Raw genomic sequence first — 25,346 nt, forward strand, 5'->3', positions numbered from 1 at the left:
CTTCAGCCGCCGACCTCGTGACTTGTGACGCGCGACATCCCTTCGTCCCCTTGCGAATGGGCCACCGGCCAAGTAATCAACCCTGATACCCCTTCGGGCGAACCGACCGGTTGTGCCTGCCGCGCATAGATTTGCGGCAACCGGTTCGTCCCGAACTTCGAGATATAGAGAAACACGTGCTCGCGCGAGTTCACGCGTACGGCCCAGGGATGAAAATCGTGCTTATAAAATTCTTCACAGAGCTGCATCGCGTCGAGACACGACAGCGTGCTCGGGTCATTCAACGTATAGTAGTAGTCCAACGGGAGATCGTACTCTTCCTGCTTGTGAATCGTCATGCCGAATTGTTCCGGGCGCCGCACCATCGGCGTGTGGCGATAGGCGACGAAGTAAAACAGTTCCAGGGAGTGGATCACCGGCTGGTTCTCTAGGACGAACCCGCGGGTTTCCATCGCCTCCTCGAGCGTTTCACCAGGGAATCCGTAGAAGGCCATCACATGGTTCCAAATTCCGGCCTGCGCCGCCATCACGAGATTACGCTGGATGACACTCTTCTTGGCATGCTTGTCCATGAGGTTCAAGACCCGCTCGTTCGCCGACTCCATCCCATAATAGAGCGTGCAGCAACCGGCCTTGGCCGCGAGGTCCCAGGTCGCTTGATCTTGAAGTGTTTCTTCAAAGCGAATGAGCGTCGTCCACTTGATCCCGACGTCTTGGTCGACTAATAGCTGCGAGACCTTCTTGAACAAGGCGGGCGGATAGGACTCATCGCTGAACAAAAAGTGCCGGCAATGGTACTTGTCGCGCAGCGCCTTGATCTGATCGATCACCAGTTGGGCCGGTATTCCGCGGTACTGATCGAAATACCCCTGGCCATGGTCGCAGAACGTACAGCGGCCCCAGTAGCAGCCGCGTGTCGCCAAGTAGGGAATGATGAGTTCCGGAACGAAGTAGCGATCCAGCGGCATCCCATCAAAATCCGGTAACGGCAGCGCAGCCGTCTTCTCGGTGTAGATCTCCGGATTGCGGTGAAGACCTGACGCATCGCGATAGATCAAGTTGGGGACGGAAGCGAGCAGCCGCTGACCGTTCAACGCTTCGATGAGCCACAACAATGCATGCTCACCTTCATAAAGAATAGCTGAATCAAAGACTTCAGTGAAAAATCTCTCGTGATTGACGAGATCTTCGTGCAGCCGGGTGATGATGTTGCCGCCGACCACCACGTGCACGTGCGGGAAGGTTTCTTTGATCATCTTGCCGAAGGTCAGACCGGCCAACAGCTGCATCTGTGTTCCGATGGAAATCCCGACCACATCCGGCTGCTCCCTCGCCACGTCCGGCATGACCAGCTGATTGCAGAGATCCCGATAGACGTTCACCTGCTCGTCTTCCAAACAGGCAAACACTTCCTTCGAGACACCGGGGCGATATCCGAGATTGCTTTCCATCGGATAAAACACGAGCGAAGCGGGATAGTAGGCCGCGGAGATATAGGCCATCGTCTCGCGAAACGTATTGAGCGCCCCTTCCAGCGTCTCGGCCTCATAGAAACGCTCGCCGCGTACGATCCGCTTGGCATCCTCGGCTCGATCCGCCAGATCGAAAACGTCGAGGATATAGGCCTGCTCGATGACCGCCATCTGACTGATGTCCCGCTCGGTCAGAGCTCCCGCCTTCTCTTTCTCTTGCAGGGCCTTCAGCTGCATGCCCAATCGAGCCTTCACCCAAATCAGAAACTCCATGCTGAAAAAGTGATCCCACATCCCGATGTTGATATCGCGCTGGATGACCGTATGACCGGCCTCGCGCAAGACAGCGGTGAGCGAAGGCAGGGCGAGATATGGCGCCGTCGGCACCCACTCGGGCGGAAAAATGAGCATGACCTTGGAGGTCTTGCGCTCTTCTTGCTTGATTGGAGTTAATCCGCTGATTTGAACAAGTCCGCTCATGACTCAGCTTTCATTCTGCTCACATTTTTCCGGCGAGCGTCGGCGTCACGCCAACCGTCTTCACCGATCGATACTGCAGATCGTGAAGCTTTCCTAAACCAAATCTTGAGATATAGAGAAAGATGTACTCCCGAATATAAAGGCGCAAATCCCAGCCGGGATTATGGTTGCGTTCGAACTGCTCGAACACCCGCTCCGCCTCTTCGATGCTCATCCCGTTCTTCACCGTATAGTAGTAATCCAGCGCGAGATCCCAATCCGGATTTTTGTATGCCGTCACGCCCCACTTCTCCGGGTGTTTGGCCACTGGATTATGCCGGCCCAAATCGAATGTCCCGAACCCCAGCGAATGGACATGGTCCTTGTTCTGTTCGAGGAATTGCACCGACTGCCAGGCTTCCTCCTTCGTCTCGCCGGGAAACCCGAAGAAGCCCATGCAGTGATTCCAGATCCCCGCCTCCGCCGTGAGCTTGAGGTGCTTCGTCATGACCTCCGCCGTCGTCGCCTTGTCCATCAGCTGCAAGACCCGCTCGACTCCCGACTCGTAACCGAAATGCAGATAGCGGCAGCCCGACTCCTTCGCATCCTGCCAAACGGCGTCTTCCAACAGACTCTTCTCGAACCGCATGTGCGTCGTCCAGAAGATGTCCATGTTGCTCTCGACCAATCCTCGCGAGAGCTTGCGAAACAGCGCGGGCGGATAGGACTCGTCGGTGAAATGGAAATGTTTGACGCCGTACTTGTCGCGCAGATAGGTGATGTCGGCGAGTATGTCCTGGATCTTCTTCGAGCGATAGCCTGCGGTGTAGCCCTCGCCATGGTCGCAGAACTCGCATCGCCCCCAGTAACACCCCCGCGTCGCCAGATAGGGCAACACACGGGTGGGAACGAAATACTTTTCGAGCGGCAATCCGTCGAAGTCCGGCGGCGGCAGCGCGGCCATATCTTCCGCATAACTCATCGCGGACACATGAACGCCCGTCTCGTCCTTATAGATCGTGTTCGGCACATCGGCCAAACTCTGCTTGGCGCCGACCGCTTCCACCAGTTGGGTGAACGCCGTCTCCCCTTCATAGACCACGGCGCTGTCGAAGTAGTGAAAGAGAGGTGACTGAGGCAGCACGTCGCGCAGGCGCGTCACCGTATTGCCGCCGATCGTGATGTGGATGTGAGGGAAGTGCTGTTTGATGAGAGCGCAGAAGGTCATCGACGAAAACATCTGCTGCTGCAGCACGATCGAGATGCCGACCACGTCCGGCTGCTCGGCCTGGATCACCGGCTTGACCAAATGGTCGAACACGTCCCGGTACACGTTAACCTGTTCATCCCGCACCGCATCCATCACCTCGGCCGAGACGTACGGCTTGTACGACAGATCCGTCTCCATCGGCGGCATGCAGATCCGCGCCGGAGCATAGACTAAAGAGGCGATCGATGCGATCTCCCGAAAGACTTGAAGTGCCCATTCTAACTTATCGATATCGTAGAACTTCTCATTTCTTACAATATGCTTCGCTTCCGCCGCATCACGGATCAATTTTTCCATCCGCGGGCGCGACACATCGCAGAGCGCGAGCTGCACATCCATCTCCCACTCAGCGAGATCGCGCTTCTTCGCCAGCTTGCGGAGCCGATCCAATTGCTGTGGCACCTTGCGCAGAATCTTCTTTAGAAAATCCTCGCTGAAGTACCAGTCCCACATCTCACAATTGATGTCTTTTTGGATGACCGTGTGGCCGGCTTGGCGGAGGACGGAGGTGAGTGAGGGAAGGCTGAGATAGGGTTCGGAAGGATACCAGTCCGGCGGGAAGATCAGCATGACCTTCATCTTCCGGCCGCTGGCCTCGAAAGAGCTCCTGCGGTGGAGCTGAATCAGCTCCTTCGACGCCCGGTTCCCCTTGGAATACTCGACTTTCATCCCGGCCTATCTGTCCTCGTCAAATTGCTCAAACGACTGGAAAGCCAATGAGTTAGGCCCGAAAACGATATTGTACGGGGGCTCGAGATTGATATGCAAGGGTGGGAGTGGCGCTTTTGGGTCCTGTCGCCGATCCAGCCCGTTCGTCCTCGCTCCACCCATCCCCCAATGGGTCCCTTACGCTACGGCGAACAGGCACCCGGATCGGCACCACCCAAAAGCGCTGAGAGAAAAGGATGTGGAGAAGGGACCATCTGACCACTCCTTAAAGAGAAAGGAAGATTTGCGGAATCAGATTGGCTTTGCAAATCTAGCCGCGTGGTCACGCACGGGGCAGTCAGGTACTTTCCTCCGCTCGCTGACCGCGCACACAAGAGCGGGTCAGACTTTTAGATTTCGGGAGGTGTTCGGTCAATGCGCGCAACAAGGAAAGCACCTGACTACCCCGTATAGAAAAAGAGAGCGGAGAAGAAATTCGCCCGAATCGGCACCACCCAAATTGTCAATATCCTGGCTGCCTCCGGGAGGTTTCTCTCTTTACTTCTCGAGCCAACAGTGGCAATGTGCGCCCCATCTCCAGCTTTTTGGCGATGCTGTCGTATCAACACATATTAGGGCGCAACTGTTGAACGAGTCTATGTCACAGTTGCCCGTTGCCGCACCCTTCGGAAGCATCGACCTCCTCCTGTGCCATAGCTACCGCCGACATCATCCCCCTCTCATGGCGACGAACAACTACTCCAGCGCCACGAGGACGGCTCGTGTCTGAAGGAAAGCTCGTCGCTTGCCCATGTGAAGCACATCACCACAGCGAGGGTAAGCATGTTTAGCCTGACCAACTTCACGCTATCGGAACTGACGGACAATCTCACCATGCTGCGCAAAATCGGCGGCGGGGCCACAAGCATGGAAGAAGCCGCAGGTCGAATGGTTCGCCACTTCTACGACCGCTTTCTGATCAAAGGAACCGCGCAGCGTTCTTGCGCACTGGTGCGGTTGTTCATCACGCAGCCGTTCGGCAGGCTGGATACTGACTTGCAAATGCGCGCACGGCGGATGCTCGGGAACATCCAGGAATCTGCTGCGCATAAGTGCCTCGTCCTGTTGGGAACCGTCGGGGACGAACCGGAGTGGAATGCGAGACACCTGTCGAGAGGCCATCAAGTCATTCCGCTGCCGAGCGAACAGGTTCTCACCACTATTCCCATGATCTCGCAGCTCATCAATCAGCTGGGAGTCGATGTGAACTGTGTCCTCCGGCCGACGCCGAGCATGCTCCTCGCGGCTGAGCAGAAAACGTACAACGTCTTCCATGTGTCCGATGCGGCCGGAAGTCCCTACATTCCGGCGAAGGACAATTTTGTCATTCCGTTCGGTATTCAATCTGTGCTCGGGTTTGGGGGGCTGCTGCCTTCGGGAGAGTTGTTTGCCCTGATTCTGTTCAGCAGAAGCTGCATCCCTGAGGAAACCGCGGGGCTGTTCAAGCCTTGCGCGCTGGCCGCGAAGGTGGCCTTGCTTCCGTTTGATCGGCCGGGAGCCATTTTTTCCCACCCCTCTCCGGCGGCGAGGCTTCCGCATCCCCCGGCCGCACCGACCGCCGATCAGCTGCGCTCGGAAACACTGGTGCTCGACCAGTTGATCGATGTCTATGAGCGCACCGTTCGTGAGCAGTCGGCGCGCCTTGACAAGGCATTACTCGATGCCCAGGCGGCCGCGCGAGCGAAGTCGGCGTTCCTGGCCGTCATCAGCCATGAAATCCGCACGCCCCTGAACGGCATCATCGGAATGACCGGACTCTTGCTCGATACGGATTTGACGACTCAGCAACACGACTACGCCGAGACCGTGCGGCGATCCAGTGATTCTCTGCTCGATATCATCAATGACATCCTGGATTTTTCAAAATTCGAAGCGGGCAAGTTGACCTTGGAGATGATCGATTTTGATCTGCGAACCATGATCGAAGAAGCCTTAGACCTCTTTGCCAGACCGGCGCAGAGTAAAGGATTGGAGTTTGGGTGCCTGGTTCATGCGGATGTGCCCACGGCGCTTCGCGGAGACCCAGGCCGGTTGCGCCAAGTGCTCGTCAATCTAATCTCCAATGCGCTGAAGTTTACGCAGCTGGGAGAGGTCATGATTCACGTGACCCGTGGCACAGAGACCGCGCAGCAAGCCATGATACAGTTCGCCGTGTCCGACACAGGAATCGGCATAGCTTCGGAGATCCGGACGATGCTGTTCAAGCCGTTCTCCCAGGCAGATACTTCGACCACTCGCAAGTTCGGCGGGACCGGCCTGGGTCTGGCCATCTGCGAACAGCTCGTGGAACAAATGGGCGGGACGATCGGATTCGACAGCCAACCCGGCCATGGCAGCACCTTCCGTTTTACCGTGAGATTGGACAAACAACCGGCACAGCCTCTGCACCGGCCGATGCTCAAGGGTTCCCTCCTGGGACGACGCCTGTGTATCGTCGACGACAATGCCGCCGCCCGGCGTATCCTCGAACACTATGCCCTGGAATGGGGGCTACAGAGCGTCAGCGCTTCGGACGGTGCTCAAGCCTTGGCGATCCTTAGAGACGCTGCGGCGAAAGGAGAGGCCTTCGAGATCGCAGTCCTCGACCTGTTCATGCCGGGCATGGATGGGTTCGAACTCGCGCGCGCGATCAACGCCGACCCGGCCCTGGCCTCGACCCGTCTCGTGCTATTGACCTCGATCGGCATGCGAGGGCAGGCGGAACGCGCCAAGGAAGCTGGGATCGTCGCCTACCTGACGAAGCCGGTGCATCGCGCACATCTCTACGAGTGCCTGTCCGCCATCATCGACCTGCCGGTCAACTCGGCCCCCGATGGAGGAGAGGACGGCACACGAAGCCGGTCCCACGATGTGCTGCTGACGCGGCATGTGCTCAAGGAAGCCGAGGTGGCCGAGAAAGCACGGATTCTGGTGGCGGACGATAATATCGTGAACCAGAAAGTGGCGGCCTGCCAATTGGAAAAACTCGGGTATCGAACCGACGTCGTGGCCAACGGGCTCGAAGCCGTCGAGGCGGTGTCCCGGATCGACTACGCGCTGATCTTAATGGATTGCCAAATGCCTGAGCTGGATGGATTTGAAGCGACGGCGGTGATTCGTAAGGAGGAACGAGACCGCAAACGCCGGAGAGTTCCGATCGTGGCCCTCACCGCAAATGCCATGAAGGAAGATCACCAAAAGTGTTTGGATGCCGACATGGACGACTTTCTGAGCAAGCCCGTCAAAAAAGAAGATCTCACCGCAACCATCAAAAAATGGGTGCCGGATAACTCCGGCCCAAAGACATCCGGAAAATAGATAGCCCCGTTGCCTGTCCGGCACTCGGATGACGGGCGATGAGAGGCGTATGATCGAGAAGAGCCCAACCCTTACCATTGCGGACGCGGAGGCCACGCGGTAGAATGATGCCCGTATCCGCTCAGGGTTGATGGAAGGCAGTCGATGCACACACAAGAATCATCTACCGTTTCTCCCCTCCCCGAAACGCAAAATAATGCATTCATCTTGGCGGCAACTACCCATGTGCAGCAGATGTTGGAGGCCGGCACGCCGAGCCAGGAGATACTGACCCGTCTTGCGAAGGCCGGAGAAGTCTTGGCTGGTCCCGGATCGTCGGTGTCGATTTTGGTGATTGATAAGGACGGTTTGCTCAGAAACGGCGCGTCACCCAGCCTTCCGGCAGATTATCTCACCGCAATCGATCGGTTGAAACCTGACATCGGAGTCGGCACGTGCGCGGCTGCAGCGGCAACGGGATGCGTCATCGAGACCCCCGACTTTCGGGCCGACGATAAGTGGGCCGAACTGCGTCACCTGCCGTTGTCACTGGGCTTCATGGGTGCCTGGAGCATGCCGATCAAATCCGTGGCCGGAACCATCCTCGGCACCTTTGGGACGTATTTCCGCGACCACCGCACCCCTACCCAGGAAGAAAAGACGGGCGTTGAGCATCTAGCCGCTGCAGCAGCACTCGTCCTGGCCAAAGCCTGGCCGAGTCTCCTTTAACTACATCCCTGACATAGGGTCGCTTTCCGATGACGTTCCTGGAGAGCACCTCTCCCCTCTACTGCACCAACCGGTAGCCTCCCAGATCCGGCAGTGAAGCTGAATCTCATCACCCGCTCAGATCAGATTCTCAAGACCGCCTTTAGATTCCAATGAGTTAGGCTCGATGAAAGCCCTCATACGAGGCTGGAAGCCAGAGGTAGGGGGGATGACCAACCAAGGTCAGAGACATCCGTGAGACGGCAGAGTAGACAAAGAATACACGCCTTATAGGAGTTATTACTGGGATTATCCATTAAATATTGTTGATTTTCAGTCACGCTCGGCGTAGGAATTCAAACCGTTGTTAGATTGGCGAAGAGGATCGTAGCATCTTTTCACCTACGTAATCGAGGCTAGCAATGGCAAAAGCATTTTTAAAGATTCCAAATGGACCCTCGGTAACTCTTGAGGGGACTCCCGAAGAAGTAAAACAACTTCTACAACTGTACAGCGAAAATCCATTGCCATCTGATAAACCTGCGGTGAGCGAAAGACACCGCCTTGGAGTTCACAAGGCGGCCATAAAACTGCCAGAAGAGAAAGCAACTGATGCTGGTTTCGACCTGAATCAAATCGTCACACTTGCCAAGGACTGTGACGAGGCGGAGGCGATCGAAAAACAGATTCTAGATCGGACTGCACAAGTGGATCGAACGCTCCTCCCGCTTTATATAGTCCATGAATACCTTAGTAACGAATTTTGGTTAACATCTGGCGATATAAATAGGATCACTACTGACTTGGGCATTCCTATCTCCCAACCGAATGCCTCACGCGCCTTATCTGGCACGGGTTCAAAATATGTCATTGGCGATAAGGTAAAAGTCAAGGGCAAGCCCGTCCGCTACAAGTTATCGCGACGAGGAGTTAGATACATGAAGGAGGTGCTGGCGGGGAACTCCAATGGTTGACCGCCCAACCTTTTCCAAGAGTATTGCCTCTCTAAATCTATCGCATGCAGACAGAGCAATAGCCTTATTATGGTACTACCGTCAAACTCAAGAGTTCGAAGAGCGAACCGCTTTTGACCTTGCAAACGACCTCCATGACGAGGATTTCCCAAAGCCAAACGTAACTCGCCTTCATGATGACCTGACGAGGAGCCGTCTCACCATAAAAGGAAGGCGATCTGGATCATTTCAAATTGATCTGCGACGCCTCTCCGAGCTTGAACAGATATATGGACCATTCCTAAAGATCAAAAAAGTTAAAGTTCAGGATCTTGTAGTCCCAGATGAATGGGTCAAGGGAACACGAGTATACCTTGAACGGCTAACTCATCAGATTAATGTTGCGAACCGGATGCTCAAGGGTCAACAGCAGCTACCCCCTCTTCCTCCAGGGTATAAAGACTGGGCATACGTCATAATGGCATTCGCTCGGCCCCTTAAGACTGAAATAACAGCGCTTAGGAGAAAGCTCAATAAAATTAGCAAGCTTGTATCCTAATGGAGGCGAAAGAGAAATATGGCCACGATATACCCGTTAAAACCCCGATGATGGCAAAGGCTTAGGCACATGCCAAACGAGATCTCAGAAGTCACACGTCGAGCGATTTTCGATTATTTAGCGGGTCCATCCACAGATTGGGCTGGCAGGCTCTCAGAGGAGGATTTCTTAGCTAGACTGTACGATCTTTCCAATATGCCATCGACAGACACACGGATGGCAAATGCTGCTGGGGACATCCGCCAACATAGAAGCAACTGGAGAGACTGGGACAATGATTGGGTATTCTATGATTCTCGCTTTAATCTTTTATGGGTAGAAGACAATGATTTCTTGAAGTTTCTTTGTGAAACAGTACACCCCGTCGTCAGACCAGAGATTGCGCAGGCAAGAAGCTTGGTTGAAGCATACAACTCCCATCTTCGAGCTGACGGATGGCAAATCAAAGAAGCAAGACCTAATTCAGGAAAGCCTGTGTTTATTGCGGGCCGTATTGGAGCACGAACTGAGATATTTGAAGAGCCCACGGGATGGCAAAAGGTCGATGGCCAGTTTCAGGAAGTTCGGCTTCGGCTAGATACTGCTGTCTCTGAGGAACACTTCCAAACGGTTGGCTTGCTTTGCCGAGAAGTTCTTATAACAGCTGCCCAAACAGTCTACAACGCGAATTTACACCCAACAATTGATGGGATTGCACCTAGCGCAACGGACGCCAAGCGTATGTTGGAGGCAGTTTTCGAGCGAGAATTGTTCGGAAGCGCCAATGAGGAATCCCGGGCACATGCCAAGGCCGCTCTTAAACTTGCTCTGGCATTGCAGCATATGCGGACTGCAAACTTTCGGACTGCGGCATTGTGCGCTGAAGCAACAGCTTCAGTTGTAAATCTGCTGGCCATCTTAGCTGGACGACGGTAGTTACGAGTCAATGAGAAACAGTAGCGGTATTCTAAAGTCTTTCGGGACAAAATCTCATTCTCACCGACGAGGTTCCTTGATCTAATAGTTAAAAGAATATGGTTAACGAATGGGTAGTTGAAGCAACCGAACTGGCAGAATCCCTCGCTTCTGATTTCCAGCAAGGACCTCTCCAAAACGATCAAGGTCAACGCCTTTTAGGGGAAGAGCTAGTTGATCATCTTAATGGCTTAAGAATCGAAATTTTTTCAAACGAACATCCGCCACCGCACTTCCGAGTTCGCTATGCTGGTGAAACAGCAAACTTTACGATCAAGGACTGCAGAAAATTGAATGGAGGACTAGATAAGTGGGAACGAAACATCCGTGCTTGGCATAAGGTACACAAAACCTGTCTTATACAAGTCTGGAACCGTACTAGACCATCAGACTGTCCGGTGGGCGAATATCGTGAGTACGACACGTAAACAGGGGGTCACGTCTTGTAATTTAGCACCTCGCGACAGGCGCAGGAACAAGAGCCCTCATGAAATCCAAAAGCACACAGGCGTCCTCACTGCGGCAGCAGGCCAGGACTTTGCCGTAGAGGTAGTCTCAATTTCAAGGGCAGGAGGAAGGTCTTCATCCGAGGAAATGCAAAAGCCCGCTTTTGTCCTGTCAGATAGCGATACTATAATCGCTGTTCGCAATCGCCTAAAAATGCCAGCCGATGCCGCCGACTGCGATGTGTGACCCGTAACGTCCATCTCCCCCACTGGAGGCTGAACCGAGAAGGAACTGGTCAAAACTGAAACTGAATTGATTGTATTTCCACTCCCCGAACACGGCAAGATGCTCCGTCACCCTCCATCGCAGCCCTGCCTTCCCAATAAAGCCCACGTTCGCGTTGCTGGATGTCGTTGTATCAGTGGCGGCGTCATGGAAGTGGAGAAAAGAGAGTGACAATCCCACGCCAAAATACGGCTCTACCGGACCGATCTGGTATCGAACCATCATACTAATCGGGGCCCAGGTGGTGACTCGGCCGGTTTTATCAGAGATCACCTGGGAGGAAGGGGGAACTCCTCGTTGAGTAACCTCAAGACCCTGCTGCTTAATATGCTGGGTCGATGTGTACGCCTCCATCTCGAATCCCAGCCATCGCCACGCCGGGTCGTCGAAATAATATCCGACCTTGCCTCCATACAGAGGCGATGCATGAAGCGCGAGATTTGAGTACTGAACGGCTCCTGCGCCAGAGGCCGGCACCTCGTCAAGTTGTTTCAAGTTGCCTCCAAAGGCAACTCCCCCCTGCCCAGCTAGATACCACTCAGCTTGGGCGGGGTGGCTGAAGAGCGCAAACACAGACATCGCAATCGTAAACGAATAGGCACCAATGACAACATGCAACCGACTCATCATGGTTCTCTCCTTTCACCCGCGGTTCCACTGGCGAGAACTCCCCTGACCACTCAGTCATCGAAGGAAGGCACTGTGTCTGGTCTGCCTTGAGCAGCTTGCTTGTCAGGGGTGGGTCTGAGACATGTCCTCTGCAGAGGAAGAACAGGCTGGAAAGGCATACGTCCACCCAATTAACACAGCCTAGGTATCATTACACCATGGGATATGTGCTACCGAGACAGACATCTGAGCGCAGATGACAGGGAGAGCAAACCAAATGCCATCCACGAGGACACCGATGGTGCGTTTCAGCAATCGGAAGAAACACAATGCACTATACGTAATTACTGGCTATTTCATAGGTCATCAGTAATTGGAACCTTGTCTCTTGGCGTGCATTGTGCGGGAACACACAACGCGACCGGTGCAGCATCGCACGCTGCTCAGATCGTCGGTGCAGTGCCGACATGCGAAAGGACACGGTGATGTTGATACAGCGAATTAACCGTGAGGTCAGGTCTTGTAGTTTAGCACCTCGCGACACGTGCAGGAACGAGAACCCTCACGAATCCAAAAGCACTAAAGCTTCGGATCTTCGATCAAACATTGTCCTTCTTGCGCAGAGCCTCGAACCCACCATTCCACGAGACGGCAATATAGACGATGACAACTTGACGATCATCGCTGATCCCCGGAGCGGCATTTGCACCTGTAACCCCCCAGATCTGTAGCCTAGTCCTCTATCAATTGGGCTATGGGTGCATGGGGCTAGGCGGAAACTCCAGAGGTAACGCTGCCCGGTAGCACGCCTGCTGTGGGCGCAGGATGTCGGGGGTTCAAATCCCCCGCCCCGCAGTAGTGGGGTAGAGATACGCTTAGGATCGGCTCCTTTCCCGATTGTAGCCCTGCATCTCAACAGCAATTCTTCTTGCAGCCACCGATGGACTGTAACCTACCTTAGCCTTCGTCACAGAAGGTTTCTTCTGCCCGAACGGTTTTCGATGGCATGTCTCCATATGGAAACCTCTGAAGTTCAGCTTGATTAATACTCCAGATGTGCAGACATTGCGCATTGAGGTGTGGCAGAACGGTCGGAACTCCGGCGATCATTTCTGTGCTGGCTTTGTCTGTCGTTCCTACCACGACGAGTTTATTACCTGTCCGCAACATCGAGGCCTCTGGGAAGCCTTTGAAGGCAATCGCATAGATGAATGAGTCTACCGGTTCAGCACTCACGGGGCCATACGCACGATATTTCTCGAAAGGCTCCTCCATGACCAGAAGGACCACACCATCTGATTTCGGAATGATCCTCATAATTTGCCCCCCCAATTCCACTTTGTGAGCAACGAGGTTGGCGCTGGATAGGGATGAAGCCTGGTTTTTCCAAGCCTTGACGTCGAAGGTATTCATTTCGACACCCTTCATAATCTCTAGAGGAAAGACTGGTGGGGTCGTGCAGGCCGCTACCCATACCCCTATCGCAAAAAGTACGATGAGACGCATGGTGAATCTCCTTTGTGTAAGGCCTGAAGAAATCTACACCACACATAAAATTCGCATAGGCAAGACGGACAGCGCATCCATATGATGAGAGGTTGGAAAGCATGTTAAGTGCCATGCTGTAGGAAGCCGGGGCACTTCCTCTGCAGTTCGGAATCACTTAGATAGGAAAATCTGAGCAATACGTAAGAGTTGTATCAATGTTCATCTGGCCGACGCTCGGGAAGAATTGGACCTTGATGTTGCGTTTTGAACGGCTCTGCGCGGAAATATAGATGCGGGGCTGTTCACCAGCGCACCTTCTGTACTGAGCATGCATCGATGTCTCCGTATACGCTGGTTCGAGCACGATGCTAATCACAAACAAATCCACCTTGCGCAAGGTTTGAATACCTCTCCCGAACGTTACGCCGCGATGTGTCAAGAACTCCTCGCAGAAACCTGTGAGGACCAACCACACGACGAAATCATGAATCCGGCATTCGGGCTAGCCATAATAGAGCCGTTTTCCTGGCCCAAAGCCCTTGACAGAAACAAAACCAGCTGTTCATGCGGTATGTCATAATCCACAGGTAAGTCTTAATCCTGTGGAGAGCCTTTGGAATGGTTGCAGCACTAAGGCCACGGGGGATGGTCATCAATTTATGTCAAGGGAAATATGTCTAGGAATATGCAAAAAGGAACGAAATCCTATCTCGAAACCTCTATTCCTTGGGGTTCTGTCTGGCGAGGGCATATGCCTAAAAAATGAGCAATCTGATAAATACGCACGCTATAGGCCTTGTTCGATGCCGAATCCAGTAACTTGTTCACATGGTTATCCACAGAAGATGGGGAAGGAATCCGGTAATAGATCATCCTGCTAGGGAAGCAGGATGTCGGAGGTTCAAATCCTGTCGCCGAACTACCAGACACTAATAAATGGACATGGGCCGCCCGCGCCCGAGACGTAAAAGCGCATGGCGACACGGTTTGGATGGAATCCACGTTACGGTCACGTGGACGACCGAAGGGCTCCTAAGCAAAGACTCGGGACCATTTGTTATTTCGCCTGGTGATGGCTTAGTTTGAGCAATCGCAGGGAATGAATCTCCTGGCACCATAGATGAAATGCCATTTATGACCATTCGCGCACTCGAAATGTTTTATATGATGTTCCTTATCGGACATCCTTACTGCATGGCTTTTCGAAGCAACGTCTTCTTCGTTACAGATGTCGCATTTCATGGAGACTGTCCTTCAGTAGCATCTAGGTTCTAGTCAGGAAATTCTCAGATGGCCGTCTCTCCACTCGCCGATCGTGCGGTGATTTATCCATTCGAGTATGGGAAAATTTACGTAACCGCGTCTTCCCTTCACCACATAACAGTTGACTGTCTCCACTAGTTCTTTCTTTGCCTCGAACGGAATCCTAAAGAATTCCCTCCCAACGACGACCTTCGGAGTTCTGGGGGGCTTCCACTCAAAATCGGCGAGGAGCCCGAGATGTCGTGCCTGGGCCAATTTGTCACGGCACTGTTCGAAGAGACTGCTGGCCGAGGCCTCACTCAGGTTGACAAGAAGTATTGACGCGGTGAGCAGAAAAAGGATGGCATTGTGGGTCGCTATCGGACGCCTGCTACGGAGGAGACGGAGAACGAAGATGCGCCTTCCCATCGAGCCTCCTGAGCGACTCACACACCTTCTGTTGGTCTTCAAACCACCACAGATGCAGCTGTTGTTACCAGTCGATAATGATTACTGCCCTTTGATGATCACCTTCAGCTTTTTATCGTGTTGTCCAACCGTATCTGTAATTGATTCCTTACCGTGACCGCGTACGTCGATGATAACCCTATCTGCCGCAGTAAGGGCACCTGGCATTTGCGACAAAGCTACAGCAGGGAGTATCCGTAATCAAGCGGTCATCCTCAGACTCATACTATCGTCTGCTGTGTAGTCCACTGGGACCCAGAACAGACCAAAATGGAAATTGATGAGATTTTGTAGACTTATGAGAAGGGGTCGGGAGTCTTTTCTTAACAGCGATGCATCGACTTCGTGAGAAGCTACGGCATGCCTCGTCCTTATTTCGTTCGAAGGGCTGTTGCCGGTGGACATCCCGACGCGGGATAATGTGTCCCTGAACGAACAACGCGCACGGGATCAATCAGGGTGCAAGAACAAATACCCTCTCCCCCTATCTCTTTCTGAGGGGTGAGTGACGGGTCCTAGTGATGAGAAGACGGAGGGCCGATTAGTCATGAATCTGAAGGCAGAGGATCAGCGGACTGCGCCCAGAATTTGTGTGCAATTGCGCGCCATGGTGTCGGGCTCCGTACAGTCCGAAGGGACAGGCACCATTCTCGATCTCTCAACGAGCGGGTGCCGGCTGGAGAGCCAGCTCCTTATGTTGCCCGGCCTCTCGTTGGAGCTGCGCATCGCGGTCCCCGGCTTGGAGTGGGCGCTGATGATCGATGGGGCTGATGTGCAGTGGGCGAACGAGGACACCGCCGGGCTGGCGTTTGTTCGCATGAGAGAGACCGAACGGCAGCGACTCGACGACGTGATGACCGCTCGGTTCGCGAGGACGTCTGAGGACGGCGACGGCGAACAGGCCGAGCCGGTGCCGTTTGAGTTCCAAGGGCTGGAAGCCGTGCTGTCCAAAGATCCTGAACTCGCCGTCAGCAAGGGACTGGCGTGGTTCGCTCAAGACCGGGCGGAATTCCGCTTTCGAGGCGGGAGCCTGCTCAACAGAGCGTTCCCCACCTGCACGCCCGAGTTCGCGGCTGCGCTCGGCGAGTTGGTCAACGCCGGCGGCGACACGGAGGCAGAGTTCGCTCTGGCGCTTCTCCAGAACTATCTTGGTTCGACATCCACCGACGGTGTCTTGAAAGAAATTGTGTCGCGATTTCCACATGACGATCGCACAATGGGCGGAGTCCGGAATTGCATCAATAGCCCCGGCGTGGTCTCCGGTGAATTCGGACTGGCGGAAGCCTGGCGGGTTAGGAAGGAGTCGCTGACGCGCTGGCTCACAGACGAACGACAGACTGTCCAAGCGTTCGCCGAGCAGCACATTGCCGAGCTCGACCGAATGATTGTGGCGGAGCGGCGCCGTGTGGAGGCCGAACGGGAACTGCGCGAGCGGAGCCGCCATGCGGACGAGTCAGGCCACGATCACGGGTACAGGCCGAAACCCTTCTGATCGCAGAAAAGGATGTGGGGTCGGCGCCGTTCACGCGTAAGCCCCTACGTTATCCGCGCCGGGCGGCCTCGATCTGAGCGATGTCGATCTTGACCATCTCCATCATCGCCTCCATCACGCGCTTGGCTGAGGCCTTGTCCGCGCCAGTCATGGCCTCTATTAGTACGCGCGGTACGATTTGCCAGCTGAGCCCAAATTTGTCTTTGCACCAGCTGCAGGCGATGGCTTGTCCGTCGTTGTTGACGATCGCGTCCCAGTAGCGGTCCGTCTCCTCCTGGGTGTCAGTAAATACCTGAAACGACACGGCCTGATTAAAGGCACAGTCGGGACCACCGTTCAAGCCGACGAACGGCTGACCCAATACGGTGAACTCCACCGTCAGTACATCGCCCGCCTTGCCGTTGTGGTAGTCGGCTGGGGACTTGTTGACTGCGGTGACGTGGCTGTTGGGGAAGGTCGTGGCGTAGAACTTCGCCGCCTCTTCGGCATTCTTGTCGAACCAGAGACACGTGGCCATCGGAATCTTCGGGATCGGCATATCGGGGTCGGTCTCCTTTCCGTGGGGTTTGCTGTACAACAAGTATGCGTGGGACTACCGCAACACTTACCGGCTTTTTTGAGCGATTGCAAATTACCCGCTGTGCTGTCTCTTGGTTTTCGTGTCAGGGCGTAGGAACCCACAGGACGTTGCCGGCGCGAAGCAACGTGCGGGCTCAACTATTCCTTTTACCGGAACTTTTACTGACATTTTCGGTTTGTCCTGTTGATTTTCCGTTGCGCTCGGCGTAGGAATTGGCACCGACGTGCAACTCTAAAGGAGAGGAGATACGTATGGCGATTTTGCGCGATCGTCCCTATGGCCAGTTCAACTTTCTGATCGACCTTGGCAACGGAAACACCCAGGGGCCGCAGGCAGGCTTCCAGGAGGTGAGCAACATCGGCATGGAAGCCGTGGTGGTCGAATACCGCAACGGCAACTCCAAGGAAAACAATGTGATGAAGCTGACAGGCATGAACAAGACCAGCGATGTCACACTGAAACGCGGGATCATCGGCTCGCTGGATCTCTATGCATGGCTCGACCAGATCCGCAACGGCGACCAGAACGCCGTGAGAACCGTGACCATCCAGCTGCAGAATGAAAATCGCACCGACGTGGTACAGACCTGGAAGCTCTTACGCGCGCGCATCATCAAGCATACGAGCGGTCCACTCAACGCAAAGGGGACCGACGTCGCGATGGAAGAACTGGTGTTAGCCTACGAGCGCCTGGAAATGGAGTAGTGCCCAGGTTTTTCTCTGGAGTGAAGACATTATGGCTGTCGTCAGTGAACGACCTTACAGAAATTCAAATTTTCTCGTGGATTTTGGGCGAGGAGACAGCGCTTCGAAGCTTGCAGGCTTTGCCGAGGTGATCTTCCCGGATTTCATCATCGACCAGCCCGAGGGCCATCCGCGTCCTCACACGGTGCCGCAGCCTGTGGAACAGGCTCAAGTTGCTGCTGCCAATCGTCTTGTCCTCAAGCGAGGAGTCATGGGGTCTATGGATCTCTATGCCTGGTGGGATGAGACTCGGAAGGGAAGAGCGCCTAGACCGCGCACCGTAAAAGTTGAACTTCTGGGAGAGGACCAGTCAACCGTGGTGCTGACCTGGCGCTTCGACAATGTTCGTCCGGTGAGTCTTTCGTACTCGCCCTTGCGTGCCATGGACAGCGGCATCCTCATGGAGACGCTCATCTTGGAATTTGGCAGGATGGAGATGCTGTGAAGAGCGGAATCCCGGGTCACTACAATCACCCAGACCTCTTTGTACCATCCGACTCTTTTTAGACCTCCGTAAGTGATATTGACCTCGGGCGATCCGTCGTGCTCTATTCAGCCGAGCCCATACCAGTCCCGGGGCAGTCTCGTGGATCCTTTTTCATCAGCCATCCAGTCACAGTTCAGCCCCATCGGGGTTCTCGGGGGGTCTGGGCCGGACGCCGCTCTCAATATCTGCGCATCCATTGTCGATCAGGCGCGGAAAGTTCTCCCGGAAACGCTGCGCGGTGACCAGACGGCGCCGTTGATTCTCTTGCGCTCCGACCCCCGGCTCGGGGCATCCATGAATCTCTCGTACAACAGACCCTATGTTCTGAATGCCTTGATCGAAGGGCTCGATGCCCTTTCAACCAATTGCGAGCATATTGCCATCGCATGCAACACCCTGAACCTCTTCGGTATGGACACGACTATACGGGGCAAGTATCCCAAGGTGTTGTGGTTTCAAGACGTGCTTTCTGAACAAATGGCGTTATTTCCGGGAAAACAATTTGATATTTACGGAGTCCGCTCAGTGGTGTCCGCTCCGTATCAGTATTCACCGTACAGAGACATTTTCTTGAGAGCGCCTGATCGCGTACGAGGCGTTGACGTCTCCGACATGATTACGGAAATTAAACAGGGCTATGTCCAATGTGCGCAGGAACGATTCCGAGAGTTGTTGGCCCTGAGCGCCGATCGCATTGCGGTGTTGGCATGCACTGAACTGGCCTTGATGAATGTAAATGGTGACCGCAAAGCCGACAATGTCATTGATATGAATGTGTGTGTGGCCGAAGCGATTGTGCAGGCTGCGCGCAAGCGATTTAGTGCGCTCTCCCCTTCAATCCCCTGAGACCTCCGTGCCGGCAGTCAGACGCCCTTGCGTTGCACCTATTCCGACCTATACCTTACCTATAGTGCAGCCCACCTAGAACGGGAGAAAACGTAAATGAAGACACACATATTGGCGACCATGTTGCTCTGTTGCTCGATGATCGTTTCAGCCAGTTATGCCGAGGAAATTGGGAGTGTCGACACGGAATTCAAAGTGCTGGGGCCGGATCACAAAATTGTGGTTGAAGCGTTTGACGACCCAAAGATTGAAGGCATCACCTGTTATCTGAGTCGATCCAAAAAAGGCGGCTTGAAAGGGATGGTCGGATTGGCAGAGGAAACCTCGGATGCCTCCTTGGCCTGTCGTCAAGTCGCTCCTATTCGCGTGGTGGGTGAGCCGAAGGAAGGGGAAAGGGTCTTCAGTGAGAGCCGGTCCTTGATTTTCAAGAAGCTCCAAGTTGTCCGATTTTTCGACAAGAAACGCCAGACCTACGTGTATCTCGCCTATAGCGATCGAGTGATCGAGGGTTCACCACAGAATGCCATCTCCACCGTGCCGATCCAATCCTGGTCAAGTCAATAAGGGACAGAGGACAACGTAACTCAACGGATCTCCGATCCCCTTGGTGTTCCTCCGTTCTACACAGGCCAACAGATCAAGCCGGCTCTGAGGCCTGGAGAGCTCACATGCTTTTCCCGGGCTGTTGGCTCATGGAGAGACCTGCCTTTTCGGCAAGATCTTCCTTCAATCGTTCAAGCTGTCGTTCCTCTACGGGATTCACGCGGATACAACGTTCGGCTGGAAGTCCGGACAGGTCTTCCTGAATGTCGTCAATCCAGAACCAGGGTCTACCGTTGAGCTTGGACACCGCTACACGAAGCCATGTTTCTTTATTCGCATAATTTGTCCAGTTCCCATACGTTGAGGATTTCATAATATCCTCAAGATACAGGGATCGAAGCAAACCGTGGACACGATCCATTTCCCAGGCGGTGAGCCATACCAGGTCAAAGTGCTCAGAAACCCATCGTAACCAGGAGCTCACCCCTGGTCGAAGTTGATATTCACCCGCGTACGCTCCAAACAAGACCCCATCGATGTCATGAAAGAGGATCGGCTTCATCTTAGTAAGTGTAGCACTCGGCACACCTGCTTCATTTCGAAGGGATCACGCCGGAACGTAGGTATCGTTACGCTCAGTTACTACCCAACGCGTTTGTCTTGCGCAAGCCGGCAAAACGTTGACGGCTTAATCCCACTTTAACCGTCAATTTGTTGAACATTACTGACCAAGGTTAACTACGTATAGCATCAATACTTGCAATACTGGCCTTTCCATTTGGGCGCGGCTCTTGCTTAGGTTCGTCATCAGCTGTGAACGTACCCACCTGGGAGGGATCAATGAATTGTCCAAAGCGCAAGGGGATGATGATGCTGGAGCGGTTCTCGGATTTCTTTCTCGTGTTTTACGCATGGAAATGCCTCAATTGCGGCGCCATCATCGACCGCACCATTTCGACTAATCGCCGGAAGAGTCTCGCTGCCCGAGACTCCATGGCTGTTGCCGCGCGCTGAGAAGATCCTCACTCGGAGATTGAGGCACTCCGGCTCAGCGTGCAACGCGGCCACCCGCTTGGTGATACAGTCTGGGTGAACCGCATGGCAGCGCGGTCCCGTTCCACCCCTACCATCGCCTCTCAATAGGCCGCGCTCTTCAAAGCCATAGACCTGCCGGAATCCACAAAGTACAATGATCTGTTTCTCTTCCAAGCCTTGAGGCCATACTTTTCTGTTTCGATTGGTCTTGGTGAAAGGATGATGTCGATGCGGCGTTGTGTCTTTGCCATGCTTGTGATCCTGGTCTGCGCGTCAGGGCCGAACCCAGAGTGTGTTGTTGCAGCACAGTCCACTGAAGAGGCGGAATTTGCGTATGAGCGTGGCGACTATACACAAGCGGGCCGTCTCTTCAGTCCCCTGGCGGAACAAGGAGCGGCATCGGCCCAGTTCTATCTGGGCCTGATGTATGAAAAAGGCCGGGGCGTCCGGCAGGACCACGCCACGGCACTGACGTGGTTTCGCAAGGCAGCGGCGCAGGGGTACGCCGGCCCCCAGAACAATCTGGGTCTGATGTATGAGCGGGGACGAGGCGTCCGGAAAGACGTCGTTCGCGCATTTATGTGGTACACCGTGGCCGCCGCCATGTTGACTGCCGATGAGAAGGAGACAGCTCTGAAGCGTCGAGACCATCTGACTTCGCAAATGACCGCCGCGCAGATCGAGGAGGCGCACGAAATGGCGCGGCGCTGTCAGCAGTCACAGTTTAAAGAGTGCGACTAGGCGCGCGGTATGAACCACCCGCACTCCATGGCACATCCCCATGATCCCTTGCATGGAATCACCTTGGAAACCATTGTCACAACCTTGGTCGCACGGCATGGATGGGCGACACTTGGCGCACGAGTGCCCATCCGCTGCTTTCGCCATCACCCGACGATCAAGTCGAGTCTGACGTTTCTGCGCAAGACGCCGTGGGCGCGAAAGCGGGTTGAACAGATGTTTATTGCCGAACTCCCCTAACGCCCTCTGGCACGATGGCTTCCAACGCGACCATCTATAAAGCCGTGCTGCAGATCGCGGATCTGGATCGCCAGTACTTCCAGGATCATGCACTTACGCTGGCGCGCCATCCGTCGGAGACCGAAGAGCGCATGATGGTACGAGTGCTTGCCTTCGCGCTCCACGCACACGAGGCCTTGTCATTCGGCCGCGGGGTGAGCACCGAAGATGAACCGGCCCTGTGGCAACGGGATTTCACCGGCTCGATCGATCTCTGGATCGAGATCGGCCAGCCGGATGAGAAGACTCTTCGGCAGGCGTGCGGCCGCTCCAAACAGGTCATCGTTTATGTCTATGGAGCCCGCAGCGCGGAGGTATGGTGGGCGAACCAGAGTTCGTCGCTCGACCGGCTGAAGAATCTCGCCGTGACGCTGCTCCCGGTGGAGGGCATTCGGGCCCTCGGGTCGATGGCGAAACCCAGCATGCAGTTACAATGGACTATCCAAGACGGGCATCTCTGGATCGCAGATGGTGCCCAGACCCTCCATCTCGAATTACTGCGATTGAAGGGCTGACGACAAAGACTCCGCCCTTCACTTTACGGATGCCGACAAAACATTGACGGGTTCATCCCCCTTGCACCGTCAATGTTTTGGACATTCACTACCCACGTGTAACTACGTAACATCAAAATCATTGGCATTCTGCAATTGCACATTTTGGTGCAACTCTTGCTTCCCTTCGCCATCAGCTGTGAACGCAACCACCTGGGAGGGCTCAATGGATTGTCCAAAGTGCAGGGGGCTGATGCTGCTGGAGCGGTTCTCGGATTTCTTTCTCGTCTTCTACGCATGGAAATGCCTCAATTGCGGCGCCATCATCGACCGCACCATTTCGAATAATCGCCGGAAGAGCCTGGCTGCCCGGGAAGCCCAGACGGTTGCCGCGGGGTAAGACGATCCTAACAGGGCAACACCACATGAATGACGCGGCGATCGCGTGACGCAGTGCCTAATGCTTGGGCCCGTCGAAATCCCAATGATGGTCCCGATCGATGTGCACTTGTTTATGAATTGTTACCGTCCGTGGAGCGTTAGAGTTGCTGTAATTCGTGTTTTGCACGATGCGACTGTTCGACGAATAGAACTTTCCGAGTTGCTCAATCTGGACAGGAGCTACTCGTAGCGGTTCGGACAAGATATACCAGCTCACCCCTTCGCTGCATGGCGGCGTGGTTAAAGAGCCTGCATAGATAAACACGTGCTCACTATCCATCGGGATCCGTCTCGTTGGATCTCCCTCCCAACCTCGGTCTGTCGCCACAAATATTTTCCTTGACAGAATACCTACCTACTAGTAGGATTCTCACCATGTCTCGATTGGATACCAAGACCGCGATCATGGACGCCGCGCAGTCACTCATCCAGCGCGGCGGTGCCAATGCCATGAGTTATCAGGACATCAGTGATGCGGTTGGGATCCGGAAGGCAAGCATCCACCATCACTTCCCCACGAAGGAGCACCTGATCGGCGCAGTGATTGAACGATACACGGCGTATTTTCTTGGCGTGGTGGACGGCATCGTCACCTCTGAGCAGGACGCTGCAACGAAGGTTCGCCGGTATGCCGCGCTGTTCGAGGCGACACTCTGCGATGGCAAGCAAGATAAAGCCTGCCTGTGCGGCATGCTGGGAGCTGAACTTTCGACCTTGGGAAGCCCGTCCGCGGCGGGTGTGCGACGGTTCTATCGGGAAAACGAGATTCGGCTGGCTCGCGTCCTGGAGGAAGGTCGAGAAAACGGGCAGTTTCACTTCAAAGGGGACGCGAAGCTGGTGGCGGCGATGGTGTTCTCACTCCTGGAAGGAGGCGCATTGGTCGCGCGGGCAGAGGGTGGGCATAAGAGACTCCACGCCATGGTGGAGCAAACCTTGAAGCTGTTGCAGCGATAGAGCATTTTTTTATCAACGAGACCTACCTACTAGTAGGTTTTCTATTATCCATAACAAGGAGGAGATGGTCATGACTACAATAGGTATTCTGGGAACGGGCCGAATGGGCGTGCGGTTAGCAGACGCGTTTGCCAAGGCGGGTCATGAGGTTGTGCTGGCATCGCGGGACTTGGGGCGAGCGCGGCACATAGCAGAGGGATTAGGCCTGCCAGGCATTCGCCCGGGCACGTATGAGCAAGCAGCCGACGCTCCATTTGTCTTGCCTGCCATGTTCCTGAGAGATGGGCTGGTCGCGACACTGCACGCCTATCGACATCAGATGGCAGGAAAAATCTTGATCGACATTACGAATCCGTTCAATGACGACTACTCCGATTTTATTCTGCCTTGGGACACGAGCGGTGCAGAGGAACTTCGGCGGCACTTTCCTGAGACGAGACTCGTGGGAGCATTCAAGAATGTCTGGTGGGAAGTCTTTGATGCTCCGACCTTCGATGGAACCGTGAGCGACGTATTCGTCGTGGGCGACGATCAGGACGCCAAACATGCATTCATGAAAATCGCCGAGCCCATGCCGTTCCGCTTTATCGATGCCGGCCGTCTGGCCAATGCCCGTATCGTTGAGCGGATGACGTTGCTGAGCGGTGAACTCGGCCAGCGCTATCATTACTTTCCAAGAATGAATTACCGTTTCGTGGGAGAACCGTGGACTCCAGGGCGCGCCGATCGTCATAATCATCTCATTCAACGTTCACAGGAAGGCATGACTCCATGACACACGATGCTGTGCTCAAGGAATTGCATATCGTCTTGCCGGAGCCACCCAAACCTTTGGGCGCCTATGTGCCCGCTGTCGAGGCAGGCGGCTTGCTGTTCATCAGTGGTATGCTGCCCGTCAAAGACCAGCGACCATGTTGGACCGGTCGAGTCGGCGCAGAACTGACGGTTGAGGCGGGCCGAGACGCCGCACGACTCGCCGCGCTTAATGGGTTGGCGGTGGCCCGTGCCTACCTTGGATCGCTGGATCGCATTCATCGTCTCGTACGGCTGACAGTGCATATTGCCGGTTCGCTTGATTTCGAGGCTCATGCGGCCGTCGCCGATGGAGCATCCGAGGTTCTGGAGGCGCTCTTCAAGCGTGTCGGCGGACACGCTCGCCTGGCGTTGGGGGCCGCGTCGCTGCCAGGGCACATGCCGGTCGAAGTGGAACTTATCTTCGCGGTCGCACCTGCACGTTGACAAACGGGTGCTCTCGGACTGGCGAATCGCAAGAGGAGGTACTGTCGTAATTCTATGAAAAAGAAGATCCGCCTCCCCACTGATGGTGGACCGATCAAATGGACCAGCCCGTTCGCCTCACTGAAGCAGGCGGATCTCCCCTCGCCTTCACACACACCACCCGGTTCCGATCAGACGAACCCGGTGCCCGTTGCAGCCAAGAAGCATCGTGGCCGGGTGGATATCATTCGCCAGACAGCGCATCGCGGCGGCAAGACAGTCACGGTGGTCACAGGGTTTGTGGGGATCGGCCAGTCAGAAAAAGAGCAGCTCGCCAAGCAGATGCAGAAAGTCTGTGGAGCGGGAGGCACGGTTAAGGACGGACGGATCGAGATTCAAGGAGATCAACGCGACGTGGTCGCCCGCATTCTCACCGAGGCAGGATTTCGTCCGGTCTTCGCCGGAGGCTAATGTCCTGACCGATGCGTATGCCCGACACCGGGAAGGACACTCTCACAGACCTGTCAGCCGACGTTCCCTCGCAGCATGGCGTGTGGGGGCGGACATGAACCAGCTCAGCGCAGACGGTCCATCC

At 54.8% G+C, this 25,346-nt stretch carries 28 protein-coding genes; 20 read left to right on the top strand and 8 right to left on the bottom strand.

The annotated features are described in order from the left end of the window. Positions 1–2: 2 nt before the first annotated feature. Positions 3–1,952, bottom strand: a complete 1,950-nt coding sequence (locus H8K03_02490) for a radical SAM protein (protein ID UVT20808.1) — start codon at positions 1,950–1,952, stop codon at positions 3–5. Positions 1,953–1,971: 19 nt separating this feature from the next. Then, positions 1,972–3,870 (bottom strand): radical SAM protein, encoded by a 1,899-nt coding sequence (locus H8K03_02495; protein ID UVT20809.1) that lies wholly within the window; start codon positions 3,868–3,870, stop codon positions 1,972–1,974. A gap of 822 nt (positions 3,871–4,692) precedes the next feature. Here H8K03_02495 and H8K03_02500 point away from each other — a divergent pair. The 6 genes from H8K03_02500 (at position 4,693) to H8K03_02525 (ending at position 10,787) form a co-directional block, all read left to right on the top strand. Next, positions 4,693–7,206, top strand: a complete 2,514-nt coding sequence (locus H8K03_02500; GenBank protein UVT20810.1) for a response regulator — start codon at positions 4,693–4,695, stop codon at positions 7,204–7,206. A gap of 144 nt (positions 7,207–7,350) precedes the next feature. After that, positions 7,351–7,914 carry a GAF domain-containing protein gene (locus H8K03_02505; protein UVT20811.1) on the top strand — a complete coding sequence of 188 codons (564 nt, stop codon included), beginning with the start codon at positions 7,351–7,353 and terminating at the stop codon, positions 7,912–7,914. 401 nt (positions 7,915–8,315) lie between these two features. Further along, entirely contained in the window at positions 8,316–8,867 is a 552-nt protein-coding gene (locus H8K03_02510) for a hypothetical protein (GenBank protein UVT20812.1), read from the top strand. Beyond that, on the top strand, positions 8,860–9,405 hold the full coding sequence (locus tag H8K03_02515; GenBank protein ID UVT20813.1) for a hypothetical protein: 546 nt from the start codon (positions 8,860–8,862) through the stop codon (positions 9,403–9,405). Before H8K03_02510 ends, H8K03_02515 begins: the two co-directional genes overlap by 8 nt. A gap of 69 nt (positions 9,406–9,474) precedes the next feature. Beyond that, on the top strand, positions 9,475–10,320 hold the full coding sequence (locus H8K03_02520; GenBank protein UVT20814.1) for a hypothetical protein: 846 nt from the start codon (positions 9,475–9,477) through the stop codon (positions 10,318–10,320). Between the two features lie 98 nt (positions 10,321–10,418). Then, positions 10,419–10,787 (top strand): DUF4160 domain-containing protein, encoded by a 369-nt coding sequence (locus tag H8K03_02525; GenBank protein UVT20815.1) that lies wholly within the window; start codon positions 10,419–10,421, stop codon positions 10,785–10,787. Positions 10,788–11,013: 226 nt separating this feature from the next. On the opposite strand, the gene H8K03_02530 is transcribed toward H8K03_02525, so the two are convergent. The 3 genes from H8K03_02530 to H8K03_02540 form a co-directional block, all read right to left on the bottom strand. Next, the gene (locus H8K03_02530) at positions 11,014–11,721 is read right to left on the bottom strand and encodes an outer membrane beta-barrel protein (protein ID UVT20816.1); all 708 of its coding nucleotides are present in this window, start codon (positions 11,719–11,721) and stop codon (positions 11,014–11,016) included. A 936-nt stretch (positions 11,722–12,657) separates the two neighbouring features. Beyond that, a complete protein-coding gene (locus H8K03_02535) occupies positions 12,658–13,206 on the bottom strand; it encodes a Slp family lipoprotein (protein UVT20817.1) in 549 nt (182 codons plus the stop codon). A gap of 1,257 nt (positions 13,207–14,463) precedes the next feature. After that, positions 14,464–14,859, bottom strand: coding sequence for a hypothetical protein (locus tag H8K03_02540; GenBank protein ID UVT20818.1), 396 nt, complete (start codon positions 14,857–14,859; stop codon positions 14,464–14,466). Positions 14,860–15,445: 586 nt separating this feature from the next. On the opposite strand from H8K03_02540, the gene H8K03_02545 reads away from it, so the two are divergent. Continuing rightward, a complete protein-coding gene (locus H8K03_02545; GenBank protein UVT20819.1) occupies positions 15,446–16,390 on the top strand; it encodes a PilZ domain-containing protein in 945 nt (314 codons plus the stop codon). Between the two features lie 49 nt (positions 16,391–16,439). Here the strand turns inward: H8K03_02545 and H8K03_02550 are convergent, their stop codons facing one another. After that, positions 16,440–16,928 carry a VOC family protein gene (locus H8K03_02550; GenBank protein UVT20820.1) on the bottom strand — a complete coding sequence of 163 codons (489 nt, stop codon included), beginning with the start codon at positions 16,926–16,928 and terminating at the stop codon, positions 16,440–16,442. Positions 16,929–17,221: 293 nt separating this feature from the next. On the opposite strand from H8K03_02550, the gene H8K03_02555 reads away from it, so the two are divergent. From H8K03_02555 to H8K03_02570, 4 genes are all read left to right on the top strand, one after another. Then, the gene (locus H8K03_02555) at positions 17,222–17,674 is read left to right on the top strand and encodes a phage tail protein (GenBank protein UVT20821.1); all 453 of its coding nucleotides are present in this window, start codon (positions 17,222–17,224) and stop codon (positions 17,672–17,674) included. A 31-nt stretch (positions 17,675–17,705) separates the two neighbouring features. Next, on the top strand, positions 17,706–18,158 hold the full coding sequence (locus tag H8K03_02560) for a phage tail protein (protein UVT20822.1): 453 nt from the start codon (positions 17,706–17,708) through the stop codon (positions 18,156–18,158). A gap of 141 nt (positions 18,159–18,299) precedes the next feature. Continuing rightward, entirely contained in the window at positions 18,300–19,046 is a 747-nt protein-coding gene (locus tag H8K03_02565) for a hypothetical protein (GenBank protein UVT20823.1), read from the top strand. 96 nt (positions 19,047–19,142) lie between these two features. Beyond that, complete coding sequence (locus H8K03_02570) at positions 19,143–19,610, top strand: CreA family protein (protein UVT20824.1); 468 nt, start codon at positions 19,143–19,145, stop codon at positions 19,608–19,610. Between the two features lie 100 nt (positions 19,611–19,710). Here H8K03_02570 and H8K03_02575 read toward each other — a convergent pair whose 3' ends face one another. After that, positions 19,711–20,175 carry a hypothetical protein gene (locus H8K03_02575; protein UVT20825.1) on the bottom strand — a complete coding sequence of 155 codons (465 nt, stop codon included), beginning with the start codon at positions 20,173–20,175 and terminating at the stop codon, positions 19,711–19,713. Between the two features lie 254 nt (positions 20,176–20,429). On the opposite strand from H8K03_02575, the gene H8K03_02580 reads away from it, so the two are divergent. The 5 genes from H8K03_02580 (at position 20,430) to H8K03_02600 (ending at position 22,538) form a co-directional block, all read left to right on the top strand. Next, on the top strand, positions 20,430–20,603 hold the full coding sequence (locus H8K03_02580) for a hypothetical protein (protein UVT20826.1): 174 nt from the start codon (positions 20,430–20,432) through the stop codon (positions 20,601–20,603). A gap of 249 nt (positions 20,604–20,852) precedes the next feature. Further along, a complete protein-coding gene (locus tag H8K03_02585) occupies positions 20,853–21,365 on the top strand; it encodes a sel1 repeat family protein (GenBank protein ID UVT20827.1) in 513 nt (170 codons plus the stop codon). A 27-nt stretch (positions 21,366–21,392) separates the two neighbouring features. After that, positions 21,393–21,605: a DUF2132 domain-containing protein gene (locus H8K03_02590; protein ID UVT22355.1), complete on the top strand. Its 213-nt coding sequence runs from the start codon at positions 21,393–21,395 to the stop codon at positions 21,603–21,605. Positions 21,606–21,619: 14 nt separating this feature from the next. Continuing rightward, entirely contained in the window at positions 21,620–22,159 is a 540-nt protein-coding gene (locus tag H8K03_02595; protein UVT20828.1) for a YaeQ family protein, read from the top strand. Positions 22,160–22,364: 205 nt separating this feature from the next. Further along, on the top strand, positions 22,365–22,538 hold the full coding sequence (locus tag H8K03_02600) for a hypothetical protein (protein UVT20829.1): 174 nt from the start codon (positions 22,365–22,367) through the stop codon (positions 22,536–22,538). Positions 22,539–22,595: 57 nt separating this feature from the next. On the opposite strand, the gene H8K03_02605 is transcribed toward H8K03_02600, so the two are convergent. Then, a complete protein-coding gene (locus tag H8K03_02605) occupies positions 22,596–22,859 on the bottom strand; it encodes a carbonic anhydrase family protein (protein ID UVT20830.1) in 264 nt (87 codons plus the stop codon). A 95-nt stretch (positions 22,860–22,954) separates the two neighbouring features. Between H8K03_02605 and H8K03_02610 the strand changes: the two genes are divergently transcribed. From H8K03_02610 to H8K03_02625, 4 genes are all read left to right on the top strand, one after another. Further along, a complete protein-coding gene (locus H8K03_02610) occupies positions 22,955–23,533 on the top strand; it encodes a TetR/AcrR family transcriptional regulator (GenBank protein ID UVT20831.1) in 579 nt (192 codons plus the stop codon). Between the two features lie 70 nt (positions 23,534–23,603). Next, positions 23,604–24,308 carry an NAD(P)-binding domain-containing protein gene (locus tag H8K03_02615; GenBank protein UVT20832.1) on the top strand — a complete coding sequence of 235 codons (705 nt, stop codon included), beginning with the start codon at positions 23,604–23,606 and terminating at the stop codon, positions 24,306–24,308. Next, positions 24,305–24,772, top strand: a complete 468-nt coding sequence (locus H8K03_02620; protein ID UVT20833.1) for a RidA family protein — start codon at positions 24,305–24,307, stop codon at positions 24,770–24,772. Before H8K03_02615 ends, H8K03_02620 begins: the two co-directional genes overlap by 4 nt. A gap of 54 nt (positions 24,773–24,826) precedes the next feature. Continuing rightward, entirely contained in the window at positions 24,827–25,222 is a 396-nt protein-coding gene (locus H8K03_02625) for a translation initiation factor (GenBank protein UVT20834.1), read from the top strand. Positions 25,223–25,346: the final 124 nt, after the last annotated feature.

The organism is Nitrospira sp. (assembly GCA_024760545.1).
Taxonomy (GTDB): Bacteria; Nitrospirota; Nitrospiria; order Nitrospirales; family Nitrospiraceae; genus Nitrospira_D.

Coding starts and splice junctions, on each gene's coding strand:
- H8K03_02490 (UVT20808.1), bottom strand. CDS start 1,952: ATGAGCGGACTTGTTCAAATCAGCGGATTAACTCCAATCAAGCAAGAA.
- H8K03_02495 (UVT20809.1), bottom strand. CDS start 3,870: ATGAAAGTCGAGTATTCCAAGGGGAACCGGGCGTCGAAGGAGCTGATT.
- H8K03_02500 (UVT20810.1), top strand. CDS start 4,693: ATGTTTAGCCTGACCAACTTCACGCTATCGGAACTGACGGACAATCTC.
- H8K03_02505 (UVT20811.1), top strand. CDS start 7,351: ATGCACACACAAGAATCATCTACCGTTTCTCCCCTCCCCGAAACGCAA.
- H8K03_02510 (UVT20812.1), top strand. CDS start 8,316: ATGGCAAAAGCATTTTTAAAGATTCCAAATGGACCCTCGGTAACTCTT.
- H8K03_02515 (UVT20813.1), top strand. CDS start 8,860: ATGGTTGACCGCCCAACCTTTTCCAAGAGTATTGCCTCTCTAAATCTA.
- H8K03_02520 (UVT20814.1), top strand. CDS start 9,475: ATGCCAAACGAGATCTCAGAAGTCACACGTCGAGCGATTTTCGATTAT.
- H8K03_02525 (UVT20815.1), top strand. CDS start 10,419: ATGGTTAACGAATGGGTAGTTGAAGCAACCGAACTGGCAGAATCCCTC.
- H8K03_02530 (UVT20816.1), bottom strand. CDS start 11,721: ATGATGAGTCGGTTGCATGTTGTCATTGGTGCCTATTCGTTTACGATT.
- H8K03_02535 (UVT20817.1), bottom strand. CDS start 13,206: ATGCGTCTCATCGTACTTTTTGCGATAGGGGTATGGGTAGCGGCCTGC.
- H8K03_02540 (UVT20818.1), bottom strand. CDS start 14,859: ATGGGAAGGCGCATCTTCGTTCTCCGTCTCCTCCGTAGCAGGCGTCCG.
- H8K03_02545 (UVT20819.1), top strand. CDS start 15,446: ATGAATCTGAAGGCAGAGGATCAGCGGACTGCGCCCAGAATTTGTGTG.
- H8K03_02550 (UVT20820.1), bottom strand. CDS start 16,928: ATGCCGATCCCGAAGATTCCGATGGCCACGTGTCTCTGGTTCGACAAG.
- H8K03_02555 (UVT20821.1), top strand. CDS start 17,222: ATGGCGATTTTGCGCGATCGTCCCTATGGCCAGTTCAACTTTCTGATC.
- H8K03_02560 (UVT20822.1), top strand. CDS start 17,706: ATGGCTGTCGTCAGTGAACGACCTTACAGAAATTCAAATTTTCTCGTG.
- H8K03_02570 (UVT20824.1), top strand. CDS start 19,143: ATGAAGACACACATATTGGCGACCATGTTGCTCTGTTGCTCGATGATC.
- H8K03_02580 (UVT20826.1), top strand. CDS start 20,430: ATGAATTGTCCAAAGCGCAAGGGGATGATGATGCTGGAGCGGTTCTCG.
- H8K03_02585 (UVT20827.1), top strand. CDS start 20,853: ATGCGGCGTTGTGTCTTTGCCATGCTTGTGATCCTGGTCTGCGCGTCA.
- H8K03_02590 (UVT22355.1), top strand. CDS start 21,393: ATGGCACATCCCCATGATCCCTTGCATGGAATCACCTTGGAAACCATT.
- H8K03_02595 (UVT20828.1), top strand. CDS start 21,620: ATGGCTTCCAACGCGACCATCTATAAAGCCGTGCTGCAGATCGCGGAT.
- H8K03_02600 (UVT20829.1), top strand. CDS start 22,365: ATGGATTGTCCAAAGTGCAGGGGGCTGATGCTGCTGGAGCGGTTCTCG.
- H8K03_02605 (UVT20830.1), bottom strand. CDS start 22,859: ATGGATAGTGAGCACGTGTTTATCTATGCAGGCTCTTTAACCACGCCG.
- H8K03_02610 (UVT20831.1), top strand. CDS start 22,955: ATGTCTCGATTGGATACCAAGACCGCGATCATGGACGCCGCGCAGTCA.
- H8K03_02615 (UVT20832.1), top strand. CDS start 23,604: ATGACTACAATAGGTATTCTGGGAACGGGCCGAATGGGCGTGCGGTTA.
- H8K03_02620 (UVT20833.1), top strand. CDS start 24,305: ATGACACACGATGCTGTGCTCAAGGAATTGCATATCGTCTTGCCGGAG.
- H8K03_02625 (UVT20834.1), top strand. CDS start 24,827: ATGAAAAAGAAGATCCGCCTCCCCACTGATGGTGGACCGATCAAATGG.